This is a genomic window from Streptosporangium sp. NPDC000095 (assembly GCF_042899335.1).
GTDB lineage: Bacteria > Actinomycetota > Actinomycetes > Streptosporangiales > Streptosporangiaceae > Streptosporangium.
The window spans coordinates 72,749-85,278 of record NZ_JBIAZS010000018.1 but is presented as its reverse complement, the minus strand read 5'-3'; the positions used below and the strand labels follow the sequence as shown (position 1 = coordinate 85,278).

Sequence of the window (12,530 nt, the reverse complement as noted above, 5' to 3'; positions counted from 1 at the left end):
TCAAAAGGATTCACAGAAAGGTTGATGTTGAAGTTTACGTATAAGTTAATTCGTGTGGTAGCGGTTCTGGCTATTAGCGCTCCCGCGATCTACACCGCCAGCCCATCCGGAGCCGCGATTGCGGACGAAAAGCGAACGATCATCGCTTTCGCAAGAGAAACGCAGCCCACCATAAACCGTCCTACACTAGACTCCATCAAGCTTGCTGCGAAGCAGCAGAATATTAGCCTTGCTGAAGCCCTAGACGAGTACGTAGCGAAAATAGTAGCTAGCGATCCGAGCGTTACCGCAAGGGCCAGGAGCGAAGAGACCGACGACACCGTTGAACCAGAGATTAAGATCGACGATCTTTGGCTCAGCGAGCTGACGGATCTCAAGCTCGTTGCCAAAACCAAAAACATTACCTTCGAAGAGGCGATTGAAAGCGTCGGCTGGCAGCCACGAATCAATCAACTGGGTGCCGAAATCGCGAAGACATATCCCGATGAAATCTCGGGCCTGGCCATCTTAAACAAGGGCTATGGAGCTCGCATCGGCTTCAAGGGGGAGGTGCCGGAGCGAGCTGTCGCCTTAGCGAAAACCCTTCCAGTCGCTGTGGAGCTAGTTGGGAACAAAGGCTTTTCAGAAGCAGAGCTGAAGCAAACGCTCAACGCCGCTCACGATGCAATTTCCCAGCGAGCCGATCTCAAGGCTATCCACGGCAGCTATGATATAGAGACCGGCGTGGTTTCCTTCGAGGCGAGCCCTCGGATTGTACCGAAGGATGACACTAGACGGAAGCAGCTTCTTTCGCAGCTTCAGCCGGCACAGCCGACCAACAGAAAAATTAAGATCGTCCTAACGGTTGGCGAGGATACGAAGCCAGTCGCTCAGGATAACTACATGCGGGGCGGAGGGCATTTCAGCGGTTGCACTACCGGGTTCAATGTAACAAATGGAACGTCCTACCGGACAACTACCGCCAAGCACTGTGGTACCAGCGGATCCAGGACCTATTCAAACCACAGCGTGCAGGGGGGGAGCACGACTAGCGACTTTTACACCACCAACTCAAACTACGACATCGCCGCATGGACACGCGGTACGATGACACTGACCAGAACATTCTATTATGACTGGCATAGTCCACGGTACGCATACGACGTTGGATCCAGCCCGGTCATCGGACAGACGATCTGTCACTTCGGAGTAACATCCGGTGCGGCATGTAGCGAAATCGAAAGCACTAACGTCACCTTAACCAATGGTGGCGTCACCAGTCGTGGAATTATCGTCATGGAAAGTGACGTGAGCGACGGTGGAGACAGTGGAGGCCCTTGGTACTACGGCAACCGCGCCTGGGGAATTCACGGAGGTGTCTGCAGCGGAGGAGTGTGCGGGGGCGACGCATCGTCGTTCTTCTCTCCAGCGTACTTGATTCCTAGTGTTATGGGTTCCTCCTGGTACGTTTGGACGGCACCCCCGGGTACGTGAATCGTGTGACGGGAAGCCGATCTAAACGATAGTATCCGGGCTTGCGGCGAGCCCGGATACTATCGTTTTAGAATTCCCGAGAAGGCGAGAAAATGCAAATGGTCGAGAGAAAAACAGCTTACATTGCAGCGGTTTTTGGTTTGATTTTTATTCTCTCGGGATGCTCGACAAGTGCAAGCGATAGAGATTCGGCGAATAAAGTGTTTCTAATCGGCAATGACCCGAGGATCATCGTTCACGAGGATACAGGCGGAGGGGAAGCTCTTCTTAACGGTCAATTAGTATACGATCCAGTAAGTAAATGTTTACGGATCAACAATCTCGATCGGCGATCGAATGGCATAATTTTCCCTGTTTGGCCAAAGGGGAGCGAGCCGTTAAATCGCAACGGTAAGCGCGGGGTTGACGTCCCTGGCAGTGGGGTTGTCACCGACGGCGATACGCTGAAGATCGCGGGTGGGTATGCCGACTGGAGTCAATCGACTCCTCCCGGTCTCAGTATTCCCAATGCGTGCATGCTTGACGGTATCGAGTACTCCGTATTCGCGGTAAATCCGTTGGAGTCAATCATCCGTCAATAATTTTCCCCATACTGAGTCGATCATAAGTTATGTAAATTTCAAGAAGACCAGAAGACGAGTCGTCCCCCTGCTGAAGCGGCATACGGACCAGGGGAACTTCCGGAAAATCTCAATACTTATGATCGCCTCAGTACCTCGCCGTCGACCTGCCACATAGCGCTCATCCACGACGACTGTTAAAAGGGGACGGCACCGACGCGGTCGACCAGGAGGCACTCGATGCCCTGCTGCCGCTCATGATCCTGCGCAGGTTGATCGACACCCAGGCGGAGGGAAGCGCCGAGGACTCCCGATGGCTCGCAGCCTGGCTGTCCGCGAACGCCCCCGATCTACTGCGCTGGCTTCGGTGCCGTGATCAGATTCCTGGTAGAAGCACGTGTTCCAATTCCACGCGGAGAACATGGCGGATATCAGCAGGTCTTCGCAGTGTGTGACCCGCTCCGGGGATGACGACCAGGCGAGCATTGAGGCTCCTGGCCTGCTCCAGCGGAGTTACCCGATCCTCGTCTCCATGGATCAGAAGCAGCGGACGCCGAATCGCGGCTTTTGATTCGCCGGAGAGTTCACCACGGAGCAGCTCCGCGTGATGGGCCTGGAACTTCGGCGTGGCTCTGCTCCAACTCTCCAGATCGACCACGGCTGACCTGGCGATCCCGACCGCGAACACATCGGTGATCGCCAAGGCCCGTAAGACGGTGTACCCGCCGGCACTGGCCCCCCAGATCGCCACCCGCCCGGGATCCGCTCGACCGACGGACACCAGATGACGAGCCGCATCGGCGCAGTCGGTGGCGTCGACCGTCCCCCACCCATGACGAAGCCCTAACCGGTACGCGCGACCGTACCCAGTACTCCCCCGGTAGTCGACATCGACGACGGCAAAGCCCCTGCTCGTGAAGTACTGCGCGTGGAGATCCAGCCGTAGCGGCCAATTCGCCGTCGGCCCTGGATGAGCCCGTACAAGCAGTGGCGGAGGCCCATCGCTTCCTTCCGAGGGCGGGTGGTAGAGGCCGTGCGCCTCACCCCCGTCGCGGGTGCCGAAGGTGAAAGGCTCTGGCCGGACGAGCGATGCCTGGTCAAGGGTGACGTCGGCCGGCGTCAGCTCATGAACGGCACCACTGGCCTCGGCCAGCACCACCGTGGGCAACTGAGTGGGACTGGAGCCGATGAAGGCGACTTTCCCGCCTACCACCGCTAGGTAGGGCTTGATCGAGGTGTACGGCAACGCGAGCCGTTCCACACCACCGCCGGAGCGCTTCACGACCAAGGAGTGCAGCGGCCCCTGCTGGATGACGGCCATGACCTGATCACCCTGAAGAACATAAGTGCGATACCCGAACTCCCAGGGAGCCGCCGCGACCTCGAACTCCCCCGTGATGACCGGCTCGGCATGGCCGTCGCGCCAGGCGTACAGATTCCACCAGCCCGACCGGTCGGAAACGAAGTGCAGCACCCCGTCGTCACTCCACCGCGGCTGGCACACCGACTCCTCGTCCCCGCCCGCGATCAGCCTCGTACCGGTAAGCGCACCATCGGGCCCGATGTCGGCCAGCCAGAGCCGGGAGCCGTCCCACGGCATGAGCGGCGCGTTCCACGAGATCCAGGCGAGCTGCTTCCCATCGGGACTGGGCTCCGGGGACATGGAGAAGTCCTCGCCGGAGGCGATGATCGACGGCTCGGCCGACAGAACGACCAGCTCGTTGTGAACGCCGTTCTCTTCATGACGTTCCCGTACACAGACCAGCTCGCCGGTGCCCGGAAGAAGACGAAGGTCGGCATAGCGCCAGCTTCCCGACGACGCGGGGGTCACCGGCACAGGGTGACCGCCGTCGCGTACGTGATAGACCCGCTGGTCATCCGCGTTGCAGAACCACAGATCCCGCTCGGTGGCCAGGTAGGCACCTCCGCCGTACTCATGCACGTAGGAAGCGACGTGGAACCCCTCCGGCAGCACGTCCTGGCGGCCGTCGGCAGCGGTCCAGCGCACGAGCACATCCCCGTCCGGCCGTCCCTCGATCCAGTAGACGGTCTCACCGACCGCTTGGACCGCGTCGTACGAGACGGTGGCGCGGGCGACGACCTCAGCGGGGATAGGGCTCACTCTTGCAATGATCGGACGAAGTCATCCAGTTCGCGAGCGCCCCCGGGTTGCCGGGGCGCCACCCGGTCGCGGAAGCGGTGGACCCGGGACATCCCGGCGACCGATCCTCGCCGGGCGAACACGGCGATCGCCTCCTGGGCCAGCCGTACGGCCTCGGCGGTTTCGCCTTCTCCGAGGCGTGCCTGCGCCAGGTCCACGGTGAGTTCCGCCTTGCGGCGCACGCACGTGGTGGGAACCCCGCCGATGGCCTGCTCGAAGGAATGGGCGGCCTGGGTGTAGTCGCCGAGTTCAAGGAGGCAGTTGCCCTGGTAGCCGAGCAGTCGCTTTCCCCGACTGGCGGCCCTGGTACGGTCACGCCACCGGACGCTGGTGGGCACTCTCCCACGCCCGATACCGCCAACGCATCGGCCTCGTCGAGGCCGACACCCCCGCCGAACTCGCCGCCCGGATGCAGCAGCACACGGCCCGGCTGGGCGGCTGGGCGGTCCGGCGGGCGGTGGGTGGTGGGTGGTGGGTGGCTTGTCCGGGGTCGGGCGGCAGGGTCCGCCCCATGACTCTTCCTGCTCCGTGGTGCCACCAGTGACACCACGTCATGACTTCACCTGCGGGAATGTCATGGCGAGGTCATGACATGGTCGCACTGCCGGATGAGCGTGGCGACGGCTGAGATTGACGGCATGTCCTCGACGTTGGACGGCTCACCCGACGACCTGTACGGCCCCGCCCAGCCTGACGTCCTGAAGCGCTTCGGCCGTGCCCTGACAGCGGGTCCAGAGGCCGGCCGGCGACCCCTGCCTGCCGGGCACACGCCGGATACCACGCACCGGGCCCGGCGACACCCACCGCGCCCACGAGAACAAGGAGTTCACCACCATGTCGCCTGACAATGCCGACCACCCGCCGCGGCCGGCCCCGGCCGGCACCACTTCCCCGGCGCGCCCGGGCTGGCCCGAGATCATGGCCGGCCTGCTCGCGTTGGTGGCCGCCATGGCCGTGCTCGCGTTCCTCGGCCCGCTGGTGCGGGAGTTGGACGCGGTGGCGTACGGGCTGATCCTGACCGCCTGGTCGGGCATCATCGGCTTCGTCGGCTTCGCCGCGGCGGCGCTGATCCGCATCCGCTCCTGGGGTGCCTTCAGCGTGCGCCGTACCACCTGGCGCTGGATGGGCATCGGCGCGGCCGCGGGCGTGGTCGCGTTCGTGCTCAAGGGCGTGGTGAACTATGCCGTCATCGCCCTGACCGGGTTCGACGCCAATCCCCAAGGCTCGTACTACGACGCGGCCGGCGGTGGCGTGCTGCCCCTGATCCTGACCTTCGCCTTCCTGTCCGTCCTCACCCCCATCGGCGAAGAGTTCCTCTTCCGCGGTGTCGTCACCAACGCACTGCTGCGCTACGGGCCCGTCGTCGGAGTCCTGTCCAGTTCGGTGGTCTTCGCCCTCTTCCACGGCATCAACCTCGCCATGACCACGGCGCTCGTGGTGGGCGTCATCGCCGCCGAGGTGATGCGCCGCAGCGGGTCGATCTGGCCCGCGGTGGCCGTCCACATCGTCAACAACATGGGCCTGCCGCTGTTCGTGCTGATCACCGGAAACACCGGGCCCGGCTGATCGAGATGGACACGACGGAACCGCTCAACACGCCGCGGCGCCCATCGAGATGTCCACCGACCGGGAGGACGCCCGGAGGAGGTCGCCGCCGTCGTGGCCTTCCTCGCCTCCGGGCAGAGCAGCTTCGTCGTCGGCGCCAACCTGTACGTCGACGGCGGCGAGAACCAGATCTGACCCCCGCCACGCGGCGGCGTGACAGCCTGAACGCCGTCGGCGGCCGAGGACTCCTCCTCGTCAACGACCTCGCCACCCGCTGAGGCTTCCACCGCGACCCCACAACAACCGTCATCTGGTTCGAACTCACCTGACAGACCGGCCGGCGGCCTGTTCGAGTACGCCATCCTGATCAGGCGCACGGAAGGGATCGCGATATGAGCAAGGTGACCACCGGCATGCTGCACCATGTCGAGCTCTGGGTGCCCGACCTGCCCCGGGCCGTCGCCGGTTGGGGGTGGCTGCTGGGCGAGCTGGGCTACACCCTCTTCCAGGACTGGGCCGACGGGCGCAGCTGGCGGCTCGGCTCCACCTATCTGGTCCTTGAGCGGTCGCCCGCTCTCAGCGCGGACGAACACGACCGGTGCCGTCCTGGCCTGAACCATCTCGCCTTCCACGTCGAGAGCCGGGCCATGGTCGACGTCCTGGTCGAGCGGGCACCGCTGCACGGCTGGACGCTGCTGTTCCCGGAACGCCATCCCCATGCCGGCGGCGAGCAGCACTATGCCGCCTATCTGGAGGACGCCGACGGATTCGAGGTCGAACTCGTCGCCCTCGAAACGTCACGCCAGGACTGAAACCGCGCAGTCAGCCGAGCTTGAGTAGCAGTTCGGTGAGTTCGACCGGCATGGTGATCATGCAGTCGTGGCCCGTCTCCAGTTCCCACACCTGCGCCGGGCTGCCGTTGGCCTGTATCGCAGGGATGGCCCGCCGCTCTATGCCCTTCGGCACGCCGGCGACGCAGTGGATGTGCGTCCGCGGAATCATGCGCACGGCCAGGTCGTCCAGCCGGACCGGTTGCAGGAGACAGAGCACCGACTGATCCGACAACATCGTCCGCAGCCACGCCACGTCCGCGGGGTCGGTGACCCCGAACAGGCCCAGGGGTGGTGGCGACTCGGGCATCGGCGGGATCCGCCAGCCGGCCTCGGACTCCGCGGCGCGGTCGATGAGGGCCTGGGTCACGGGCTGCACGTCCACCGCGCTCTCGCCGTTCTCCGGGACCATCGCGTCGAGATAGACCAGGTGGGCGATCCCGGTCCGGGATTCGGTTGGCGGCGGAGGAGATGACCAGCCCGGCGTAGCTGTGGCCCACCAGGATCACGTCGGTGAGGTCCTCCTCGGTGATCAGTCTGACGATGTCGTCGACGTGCGTGTCCAGCCCTACCTCGGGGCCGAGCAGATGCGCCTTGTCGCCGTGGCCGGTCAGTGACGGCGCGACCACCCGATGCCCGGCCGATGCCAGCAACGAGACCACCCGTTCCCAGCATTGCCCGCTGTGCCAGGCCCCGTGTACCAGCAAATACGTTGACATGGTGTTGCTCCTCGCTCCGGAAAGGGGCCGCCGGCTGATTTCGCCGGTGTTCGTCGTCTTGGAAGTGAGGTTTCCGCTCACCCGCTGACGGCGCCAGAGTCCCCGCGATCCTGGGGGTGACAGGGCCAGGAACGCACGACGGCGCGCGGATTACAGTGGCGACATGGGCGACGACCTCAATCTCCTCGGCGATTACGTACGCGCTCGCCGAGAGCTCGTCACTCCCGAACAGGCTGGCATCCCCTCCCAGGGAGTACGGCGTGTGCCGGGCCTGCGCCGGGAGGAGGTCGCGATGCTCGCCGGTATCAGCGCCGACTACTACCTGCGCCTGGAGCAGGGCCGCGACCGCAATCCCTCCTCGCAGGTCCTTGAGTCCCTCGCCCGTGTGCTGCTGCTCGACGACAACGCGACGTCCTACCTGCTCCGTCTCGGGGCGGGAAAACCTCGGCGAAGGCGGCGGCCCCGGAAGGAGACCGTCCCTCCGGGCGTCGCCAGGCTCGTCGTCACGCTTCCGCTTCCCGCGTACGTGGAGGGCCGCTATTTCGACGTCCTCGCCGCCAACGCACTGGCGACCGCTCTGTCGCCGCGACTCGTGGCGGGGGGCAACCGCCTGCGGGACGTGTTCCTCGACCCCGCCGAACAGGCCCTCTACCCGGACTGGGAGAACACCGCGCAGGGCATGGTCGCCGGCTTTCGCGAGTCCGTCGGCACCGACATCGACGACCCCCGATTCATCGAGCTCGTCGGCGAGCTCTCCCTCGCCAGTCCTCGCTTCAGCAGGCTCTGGGCCCGCCACGATGTGAACACGTGCGAGGGCACCCTCAAGCACATCGACCACCCCCAGGTCGGTGGCCTGTGGCTGAACCGGGAGAGACTGGGTGTCAGCGGCGCGACAGGCCAGACGCTCGTCGTCCTCCACCCGGACCCCGGCACCGACAGTGCCGACAAACTGGCGCTCCTCGCGTCCGTCACGCGGACGTGACCCCGTTCATGCTCAGCCGCCGACGAAGCGGCGATCACTCGTGTCGATACTGTCCGGCCTGATCCGGGAAACAGCGAGTCAACGCGTTCAGCGGGTGATGGCGGCCGGCATGAGACTCGGAAAACACCATCTACCTGGCCATGGGCTTCACACTGCTCCACCGGCTCGCCCGAGCACCAACCTGACGACTTTTCAGACACCCTCCACAACCGCCGGCCAATGCGCATTCTCCGCTGATCGAACGTGCTCCAACTCCATGCGAAGCACTTGGTGGATGTCATCAGCTCTCCGCAGGCTGTGCCCCGCCCCGGCGACAACGACCAGACACGAGCTGGAACCCAGGCGCCGATTAAGAGTCCGAGCCTGGCCAAGTGGGGTTACTCGATCCTCACCCCCATGGATCAGAAACAACGGACGCTGAATCGCGGCTTCTGATTCGTCCCGCTCGTCACCGGCCCGTTCCAGGGCCATGTTCGCCCTGTTGAGTTCGGCCAGTGCCGCTCTGCCGTCGCCCGCGTGGACGCGTGCGGTGGCGCTCACGGCGTGCAGCCAGGACCTCGTCACGTGCGTGACAGAACGACCGACCGTGTCCAGAGCCGGCGAAGGCTTCGGCGTTCGGTGAGCTGATCTCCGACGCCCGGTTGTGGGAACGTGAAAACCCACATCCCAGGACCGGTGAGATCGGTCCTGGGCGGGTTCAGCCGATGGAGATCAAGCCCGGAAACGGTCCGCGTGCTCGTCCACCCACTGCGTGTACGTACGTGCGGGACGGCCGGTCACCCGTACGACCGTGTCGTCCACGGTCTTGGAGGAATCGCTGGATTCGGCGTACCAGCCAACGACGTACTCGGCGTCCGCCCGGGACACTCCGGTGGCCGTCAGCCTGTCGATCGCCTGTTCGTGCGTTATCGGCTCGAAGGCGATGTCGCGGCGGAGCGTCCGCGACAGGATCGCGACCCGCTCACTCGGGGTGAGCGGGTCGGGACCGGTGAGGTTGTATGCCTGTCCCGCGTGGCCGTCGTCGAGCAGTGCGACGGCCGCCACGGCCGCGATGTCGGCCTCATGCACCAGCGCGCTGGGAAGGTCGTACGGTTCTCGGACCACTCCTTCGGCTCGGATCGATTCGGCCCAGGTCAACGTGTTGGACATGAACTCCTGTGCTTCCAGACGTGTCCATTCCACGCCTGAGTCCGCCACCGCCTGCTCGACCGGACCCACCCAGCCGCCCCACAGCACGGTGAGGCGCTGAACACCGGCGGCGACCGCCCGCCGGACCAGCTCGGGGCCGACCTCGGCGAGTCCGTTCGTCACCGTGATGTGCAGCCGGTTGACGCCGTGGAGTGCGGCGTCCAGCTTCTCCGGTGTGTTGTGCGTGCCGGCCACCAGCTCCACCTCGGCCGGAAACCTTCCCGTGTTCGCCGCCGGGTCTCGCGTCAGGGCCCGAACCCGCTCTCCTCGGCGGACCAGCTCTGCCACAACGTGCCGGCCGGTGTTCCCGGTGGCGCCTGTCACCAAGGTCGTCACAGTCGAGTTCCTTTGGTCGTCTTGTCTGGATGAGTCGCTGACGAACCTAGGAACTCAACCGCACTTGAGGTCAAACAGGCCGCCTGACCATGCTAACCTCGATCTTTCTCGATCTTGGTGTGGTCGGTTAGAGGTTTCGGCTGAAGGTTGATTTCCCGCTCTGGTCAGCGTGGTTGCCCGGCTGTCGCGCCGGGTGAGCGGGGTTCCACGGGCCCGGGTGGGTTTGTCCTTTCTGGTTGCTGAGGCGATGGGGTGTGGATCAGGGGCCTGGAAGGGTTTGCAGGCGGGTGATCGCGGTGGCAATCAGGTCCGCCCACCGCCATCGCCGGGCCAGGCGCAGGCGCAGGCGTCGGCCGCCTTTGACCAGGCATCCAGCGGCCGAGAAGAGGCGTAAGCGCAGGCGTTTGGGCTCCCAGCGTCGGGCGGGGTGATCTGCCAGGGCGAGCATCTGGGTCCAGACGGTCAGCTCGCCGGCCAGCGCGACCAGTTCCAGCCAGATCTGGTTCTGGTTGAAGCCGTGCAAGGGGAGATTCCGCAACCCGCTGTCCTTGGCATTGCGGATGCGGTCCTCGCAGCGGGCCCGGCGGCGGTGTCGTAGTTCCAGGTCGGCGAGCTGGCCGCGGCCGCCACCGGGTCGGGTGCCGGTGACGAAACAGGTGAAGCGGTGTCCGTCGAGGTCGGTGAAGCGCAGCTGCGCGCCGGGGTGGGGGCGTTCCCTGCGGACGATGACCCGCATGCCCTTGGGCCAGGACGACAGGTCGAGCATGCCGGTGAGTTCGGTTACCCATGCGCCGTCACGGGGTTGCCGGTCGGCGTTGTAGGCGATCTCCCACACCTCCTCGGGCAGGGCGAGGATCGCCGCTTCGATGTCGTCGGTGAGGGTGAATCCGATGGAGTACTTCAGGCGGCGGGCGCTCACCCAGGCCAGGAAGGCGTGGGTGCCGCCTTCGAGATCTACGTCCTGGCGGGGTTCGTGCTGGCTCGCGCGTCAGCCGGGCTGACCGACAGCACCATCCGCAACGACGCCAATCACCTGGAGCTGATCCGGGACTGGTTCGGCCGACCGCTGTGGGAGATGCAGCCCGAAGACGGCAACGTCTACTTCGGCAAAGTGCTGCGAGACGCCAGGCTCTCCACTCGCACCGGGCGAGCGGCGGCTCTGACGGTGTTCTTCCGGTTTCTGGAGCTCCGGCACAGGGTTGAGCTGCACAACCTCACTGGCAGGGTCGTCGAGTGCCCGCTCGATGAGGTCAACCGTCCGCGGTTGTCCGTGGATCCGCAGCTGCGGGTCCCGCCGACCGTCGAGGAGATCGAGCAGCTGTTCACCGGGTGGCGCGAAGAGCTGCTGAGCTACCGCAAGTTCGCCCCGGCGGCTCGCAACTACGCCGTGGCCCGGCTGGTCGCCGATGTCGGGTTACGGATCAACGAGGCCCGGATGCTGGACCTGGATGACGTGCGCTGGGAGCTGGGCCGGTTCGGCAAGCTGAACGTCCGTCATGGGAAAGGATCTCGCCGCAAAGGGCCCAAGCCACGGCTGGTGCCCCTGATCAACGGCACCGATCGCAGCCTGCGCTGGTTCATCGAAGACGTTCTTGGGCTCTTTGAGCTCGACCTGTCCAGCCATCGCACGCCCTTGTTCCCCTCCGAGCGGAAGAACGCCGAGGGCACCTGCACCCGAGCCACGGCCGATGTGTTTCGCCGAGCCTTGTCGGAATCGGGGAGGGGGGCGTCGTCGGGACCGGTCATGTTGTCCCTCCCGTGGTCTCCTGATCGGCGGTGAGGTAGCGGTGCAGTGAGGTTTTGGGGATGCCGGTCTTGGTGGCGATGACGCCGAGGGAGTCGCCTTGGGCTTTGAGGAGCCGAGCGTATTCGATCTTGTCTGCGGGGTGGGCGATGGGGCGGCCGATGTGCCGGTCGTGGGCTTCAGCGACGGCGCGGGCATGGGCGGCCCGTTCGGCGGTGAAGGTCCGTTCCATCTCGGCGAATAGCGCCAGCACCTTCAGCAGGTCTTCCTCACCATCACGGGCATCCCACCGGTTGACCACCACTAGGAAGGGGATGCCGCGAGGGCGGAGGACACGCTCAATGGTGTACTCGGTGGGATCGTAGGTGAGCCGTTCGGGGTTCATCGGCACGATGGCGCGATCGGTGATGGCCAGCAGGGCGCGCAGGGCGTCAGCTGCGGCGCCATGCCCCAGGGGGTCCCTGCTCCGCGTGGCGTTGGGGTCGACGTCCATGAAGCCGGGACAGTCGACGATGATGCGGCGCACCAGTGGGTCCTGCTTCAGCTCCGGCAATAGATCGTTATCAGGAGTAATCCGCTGCACCACAACGGTCCGGGGCTCACCGTCAGCCTCTGGCGCTAGATGTCGCGCCACACCACGGGCAGGCGCACGAGCGCGATCCTGGCGTCGGTCCACACCCCTGGAGGGATGCGGTCATCGCCGGTGAAGAAACTCGCGGCCGGCGGCATGACGATCAGCCCGGAGGTCCTGGCCCACCTGTCCCCGCTGCAGTGGGAACACATCAACTTCCTGGGCCGCTACGCGATCGCCTCCTCGGCACCGGCGAAGGGCCTACGTCCGCTGGGCACGACACCGCCGTCGCATGACGGTGCCGCCATGGGTGTTGTGGGTGAGGATGGACCTGAATCCCCTGCTCGGTGATCACGGTTGGCCCGGGTAGGGATCGGCTCGCGCCGCTGTCCTTGTGCGTGCGGTCAGGCGGGGCAGCGAT

The 12,530-nt window shown here is 65.0% G+C and carries 15 protein-coding genes and 1 pseudogene; 8 read left to right on the top strand and 8 right to left on the bottom strand.

Going from position 1 to position 12,530, the window contains the following annotated elements; genetic code table 11:
- The first annotated feature begins 24 nt into the window (after positions 1–24).
- Both ACFY3V_RS32255 and ACFY3V_RS32250 read left to right on the top strand, forming a co-directional pair.
- Positions 25–1,473, top strand: coding sequence for a S1 family peptidase (locus tag ACFY3V_RS32255; protein ID WP_389778724.1), 1,449 nt, complete (start codon positions 25–27; stop codon positions 1,471–1,473).
- A 92-nt stretch (positions 1,474–1,565) separates the two neighbouring features.
- Positions 1,566–2,054 carry a hypothetical protein gene (locus tag ACFY3V_RS32250; RefSeq protein WP_389778722.1) on the top strand — a complete coding sequence of 163 codons (489 nt, stop codon included), beginning with the start codon at positions 1,566–1,568 and terminating at the stop codon, positions 2,052–2,054.
- A gap of 355 nt (positions 2,055–2,409) precedes the next feature.
- Here ACFY3V_RS32250 and ACFY3V_RS32245 read toward each other — a convergent pair whose 3' ends face one another.
- Together ACFY3V_RS32245 and ACFY3V_RS32240 are read right to left on the bottom strand one after the other, a co-directional pair.
- On the bottom strand, positions 2,410–4,041 hold the full coding sequence (locus tag ACFY3V_RS32245; protein WP_389778720.1) for a S9 family peptidase: 1,632 nt from the start codon (positions 4,039–4,041) through the stop codon (positions 2,410–2,412).
- 110 nt (positions 4,042–4,151) lie between these two features.
- Positions 4,152–4,532, bottom strand: a complete 381-nt coding sequence (locus ACFY3V_RS32240) for a hypothetical protein (protein WP_389778718.1) — start codon at positions 4,530–4,532, stop codon at positions 4,152–4,154.
- Between the two features lie 496 nt (positions 4,533–5,028).
- Between ACFY3V_RS32240 and ACFY3V_RS32235 the strand changes: the two genes are divergently transcribed.
- The 3 genes from ACFY3V_RS32235 (at position 5,029) to ACFY3V_RS32225 (ending at position 6,551) form a co-directional block, all read left to right on the top strand.
- Complete coding sequence (locus tag ACFY3V_RS32235) at positions 5,029–5,760, top strand: CPBP family intramembrane glutamic endopeptidase (protein WP_389778716.1); 732 nt, start codon at positions 5,029–5,031, stop codon at positions 5,758–5,760.
- Positions 5,761–5,853: 93 nt separating this feature from the next.
- A complete protein-coding gene (locus tag ACFY3V_RS32230) occupies positions 5,854–5,934 on the top strand; it encodes a hypothetical protein (protein ID WP_389778864.1) in 81 nt (26 codons plus the stop codon).
- A 197-nt stretch (positions 5,935–6,131) separates the two neighbouring features.
- Positions 6,132–6,551 (top strand): VOC family protein, encoded by a 420-nt coding sequence (locus ACFY3V_RS32225; protein ID WP_389778714.1) that lies wholly within the window; start codon positions 6,132–6,134, stop codon positions 6,549–6,551.
- Here the strand turns inward: ACFY3V_RS32225 and ACFY3V_RS32220 are convergent.
- Complete coding sequence (locus ACFY3V_RS32220) at positions 6,485–7,288, bottom strand: alpha/beta fold hydrolase (protein WP_389778862.1); 804 nt, start codon at positions 7,286–7,288, stop codon at positions 6,485–6,487. The two genes, ACFY3V_RS32225 and ACFY3V_RS32220, sit on opposite strands and share 67 nt — an antisense overlap.
- A gap of 163 nt (positions 7,289–7,451) precedes the next feature.
- Here ACFY3V_RS32220 and ACFY3V_RS32215 point away from each other — a divergent pair, with 163 nt between their 5' ends.
- Complete coding sequence (locus ACFY3V_RS32215; protein WP_389778712.1) at positions 7,452–8,270, top strand: helix-turn-helix domain-containing protein; 819 nt, start codon at positions 7,452–7,454, stop codon at positions 8,268–8,270.
- Positions 8,271–8,462: 192 nt separating this feature from the next.
- On the opposite strand, the gene ACFY3V_RS32210 is transcribed toward ACFY3V_RS32215, so the two are convergent.
- The 3 genes and pseudogenes from ACFY3V_RS32210 to ACFY3V_RS32200 form a co-directional block, all read right to left on the bottom strand.
- A complete protein-coding gene (locus tag ACFY3V_RS32210) occupies positions 8,463–8,741 on the bottom strand; it encodes an alpha/beta hydrolase family protein (RefSeq protein ID WP_389778860.1) in 279 nt (92 codons plus the stop codon).
- A gap of 240 nt (positions 8,742–8,981) precedes the next feature.
- A complete protein-coding gene (locus ACFY3V_RS32205; protein WP_389778710.1) occupies positions 8,982–9,794 on the bottom strand; it encodes an NmrA family NAD(P)-binding protein in 813 nt (270 codons plus the stop codon).
- Between the two features lie 259 nt (positions 9,795–10,053).
- Positions 10,054–10,749, bottom strand: a pseudogene (locus ACFY3V_RS32200) (transposase); the annotation flags it as partial.
- Here ACFY3V_RS32200 and ACFY3V_RS32195 point away from each other — a divergent pair.
- Positions 10,729–11,574 (top strand): hypothetical protein, encoded by an 846-nt coding sequence (locus ACFY3V_RS32195; RefSeq protein ID WP_389778708.1) that lies wholly within the window; start codon positions 10,729–10,731, stop codon positions 11,572–11,574. The pseudogene ACFY3V_RS32200 and the gene ACFY3V_RS32195 sit on opposite strands and share 21 nt — an antisense overlap.
- On the opposite strand, the gene ACFY3V_RS32190 is transcribed toward ACFY3V_RS32195, so the two are convergent.
- Positions 11,537–12,124: a hypothetical protein gene (locus ACFY3V_RS32190; RefSeq protein ID WP_389778706.1), complete on the bottom strand. Its 588-nt coding sequence runs from the start codon at positions 12,122–12,124 to the stop codon at positions 11,537–11,539. The genes ACFY3V_RS32195 and ACFY3V_RS32190 overlap by 38 nt on opposite strands.
- Positions 12,125–12,156: 32 nt before the next feature.
- On the bottom strand, positions 12,157–12,321 hold the full coding sequence (locus ACFY3V_RS32185) for a hypothetical protein (protein ID WP_355611791.1): 165 nt from the start codon (positions 12,319–12,321) through the stop codon (positions 12,157–12,159).
- On the opposite strand from ACFY3V_RS32185, the gene ACFY3V_RS32180 reads away from it, so the two are divergent.
- Positions 12,266–12,460, top strand: coding sequence for a Tn3 family transposase (locus ACFY3V_RS32180; protein WP_355611784.1), 195 nt, complete (start codon positions 12,266–12,268; stop codon positions 12,458–12,460). The two genes, ACFY3V_RS32185 and ACFY3V_RS32180, sit on opposite strands and share 56 nt — an antisense overlap.
- Positions 12,461–12,530 lie beyond the last annotated feature (70 nt).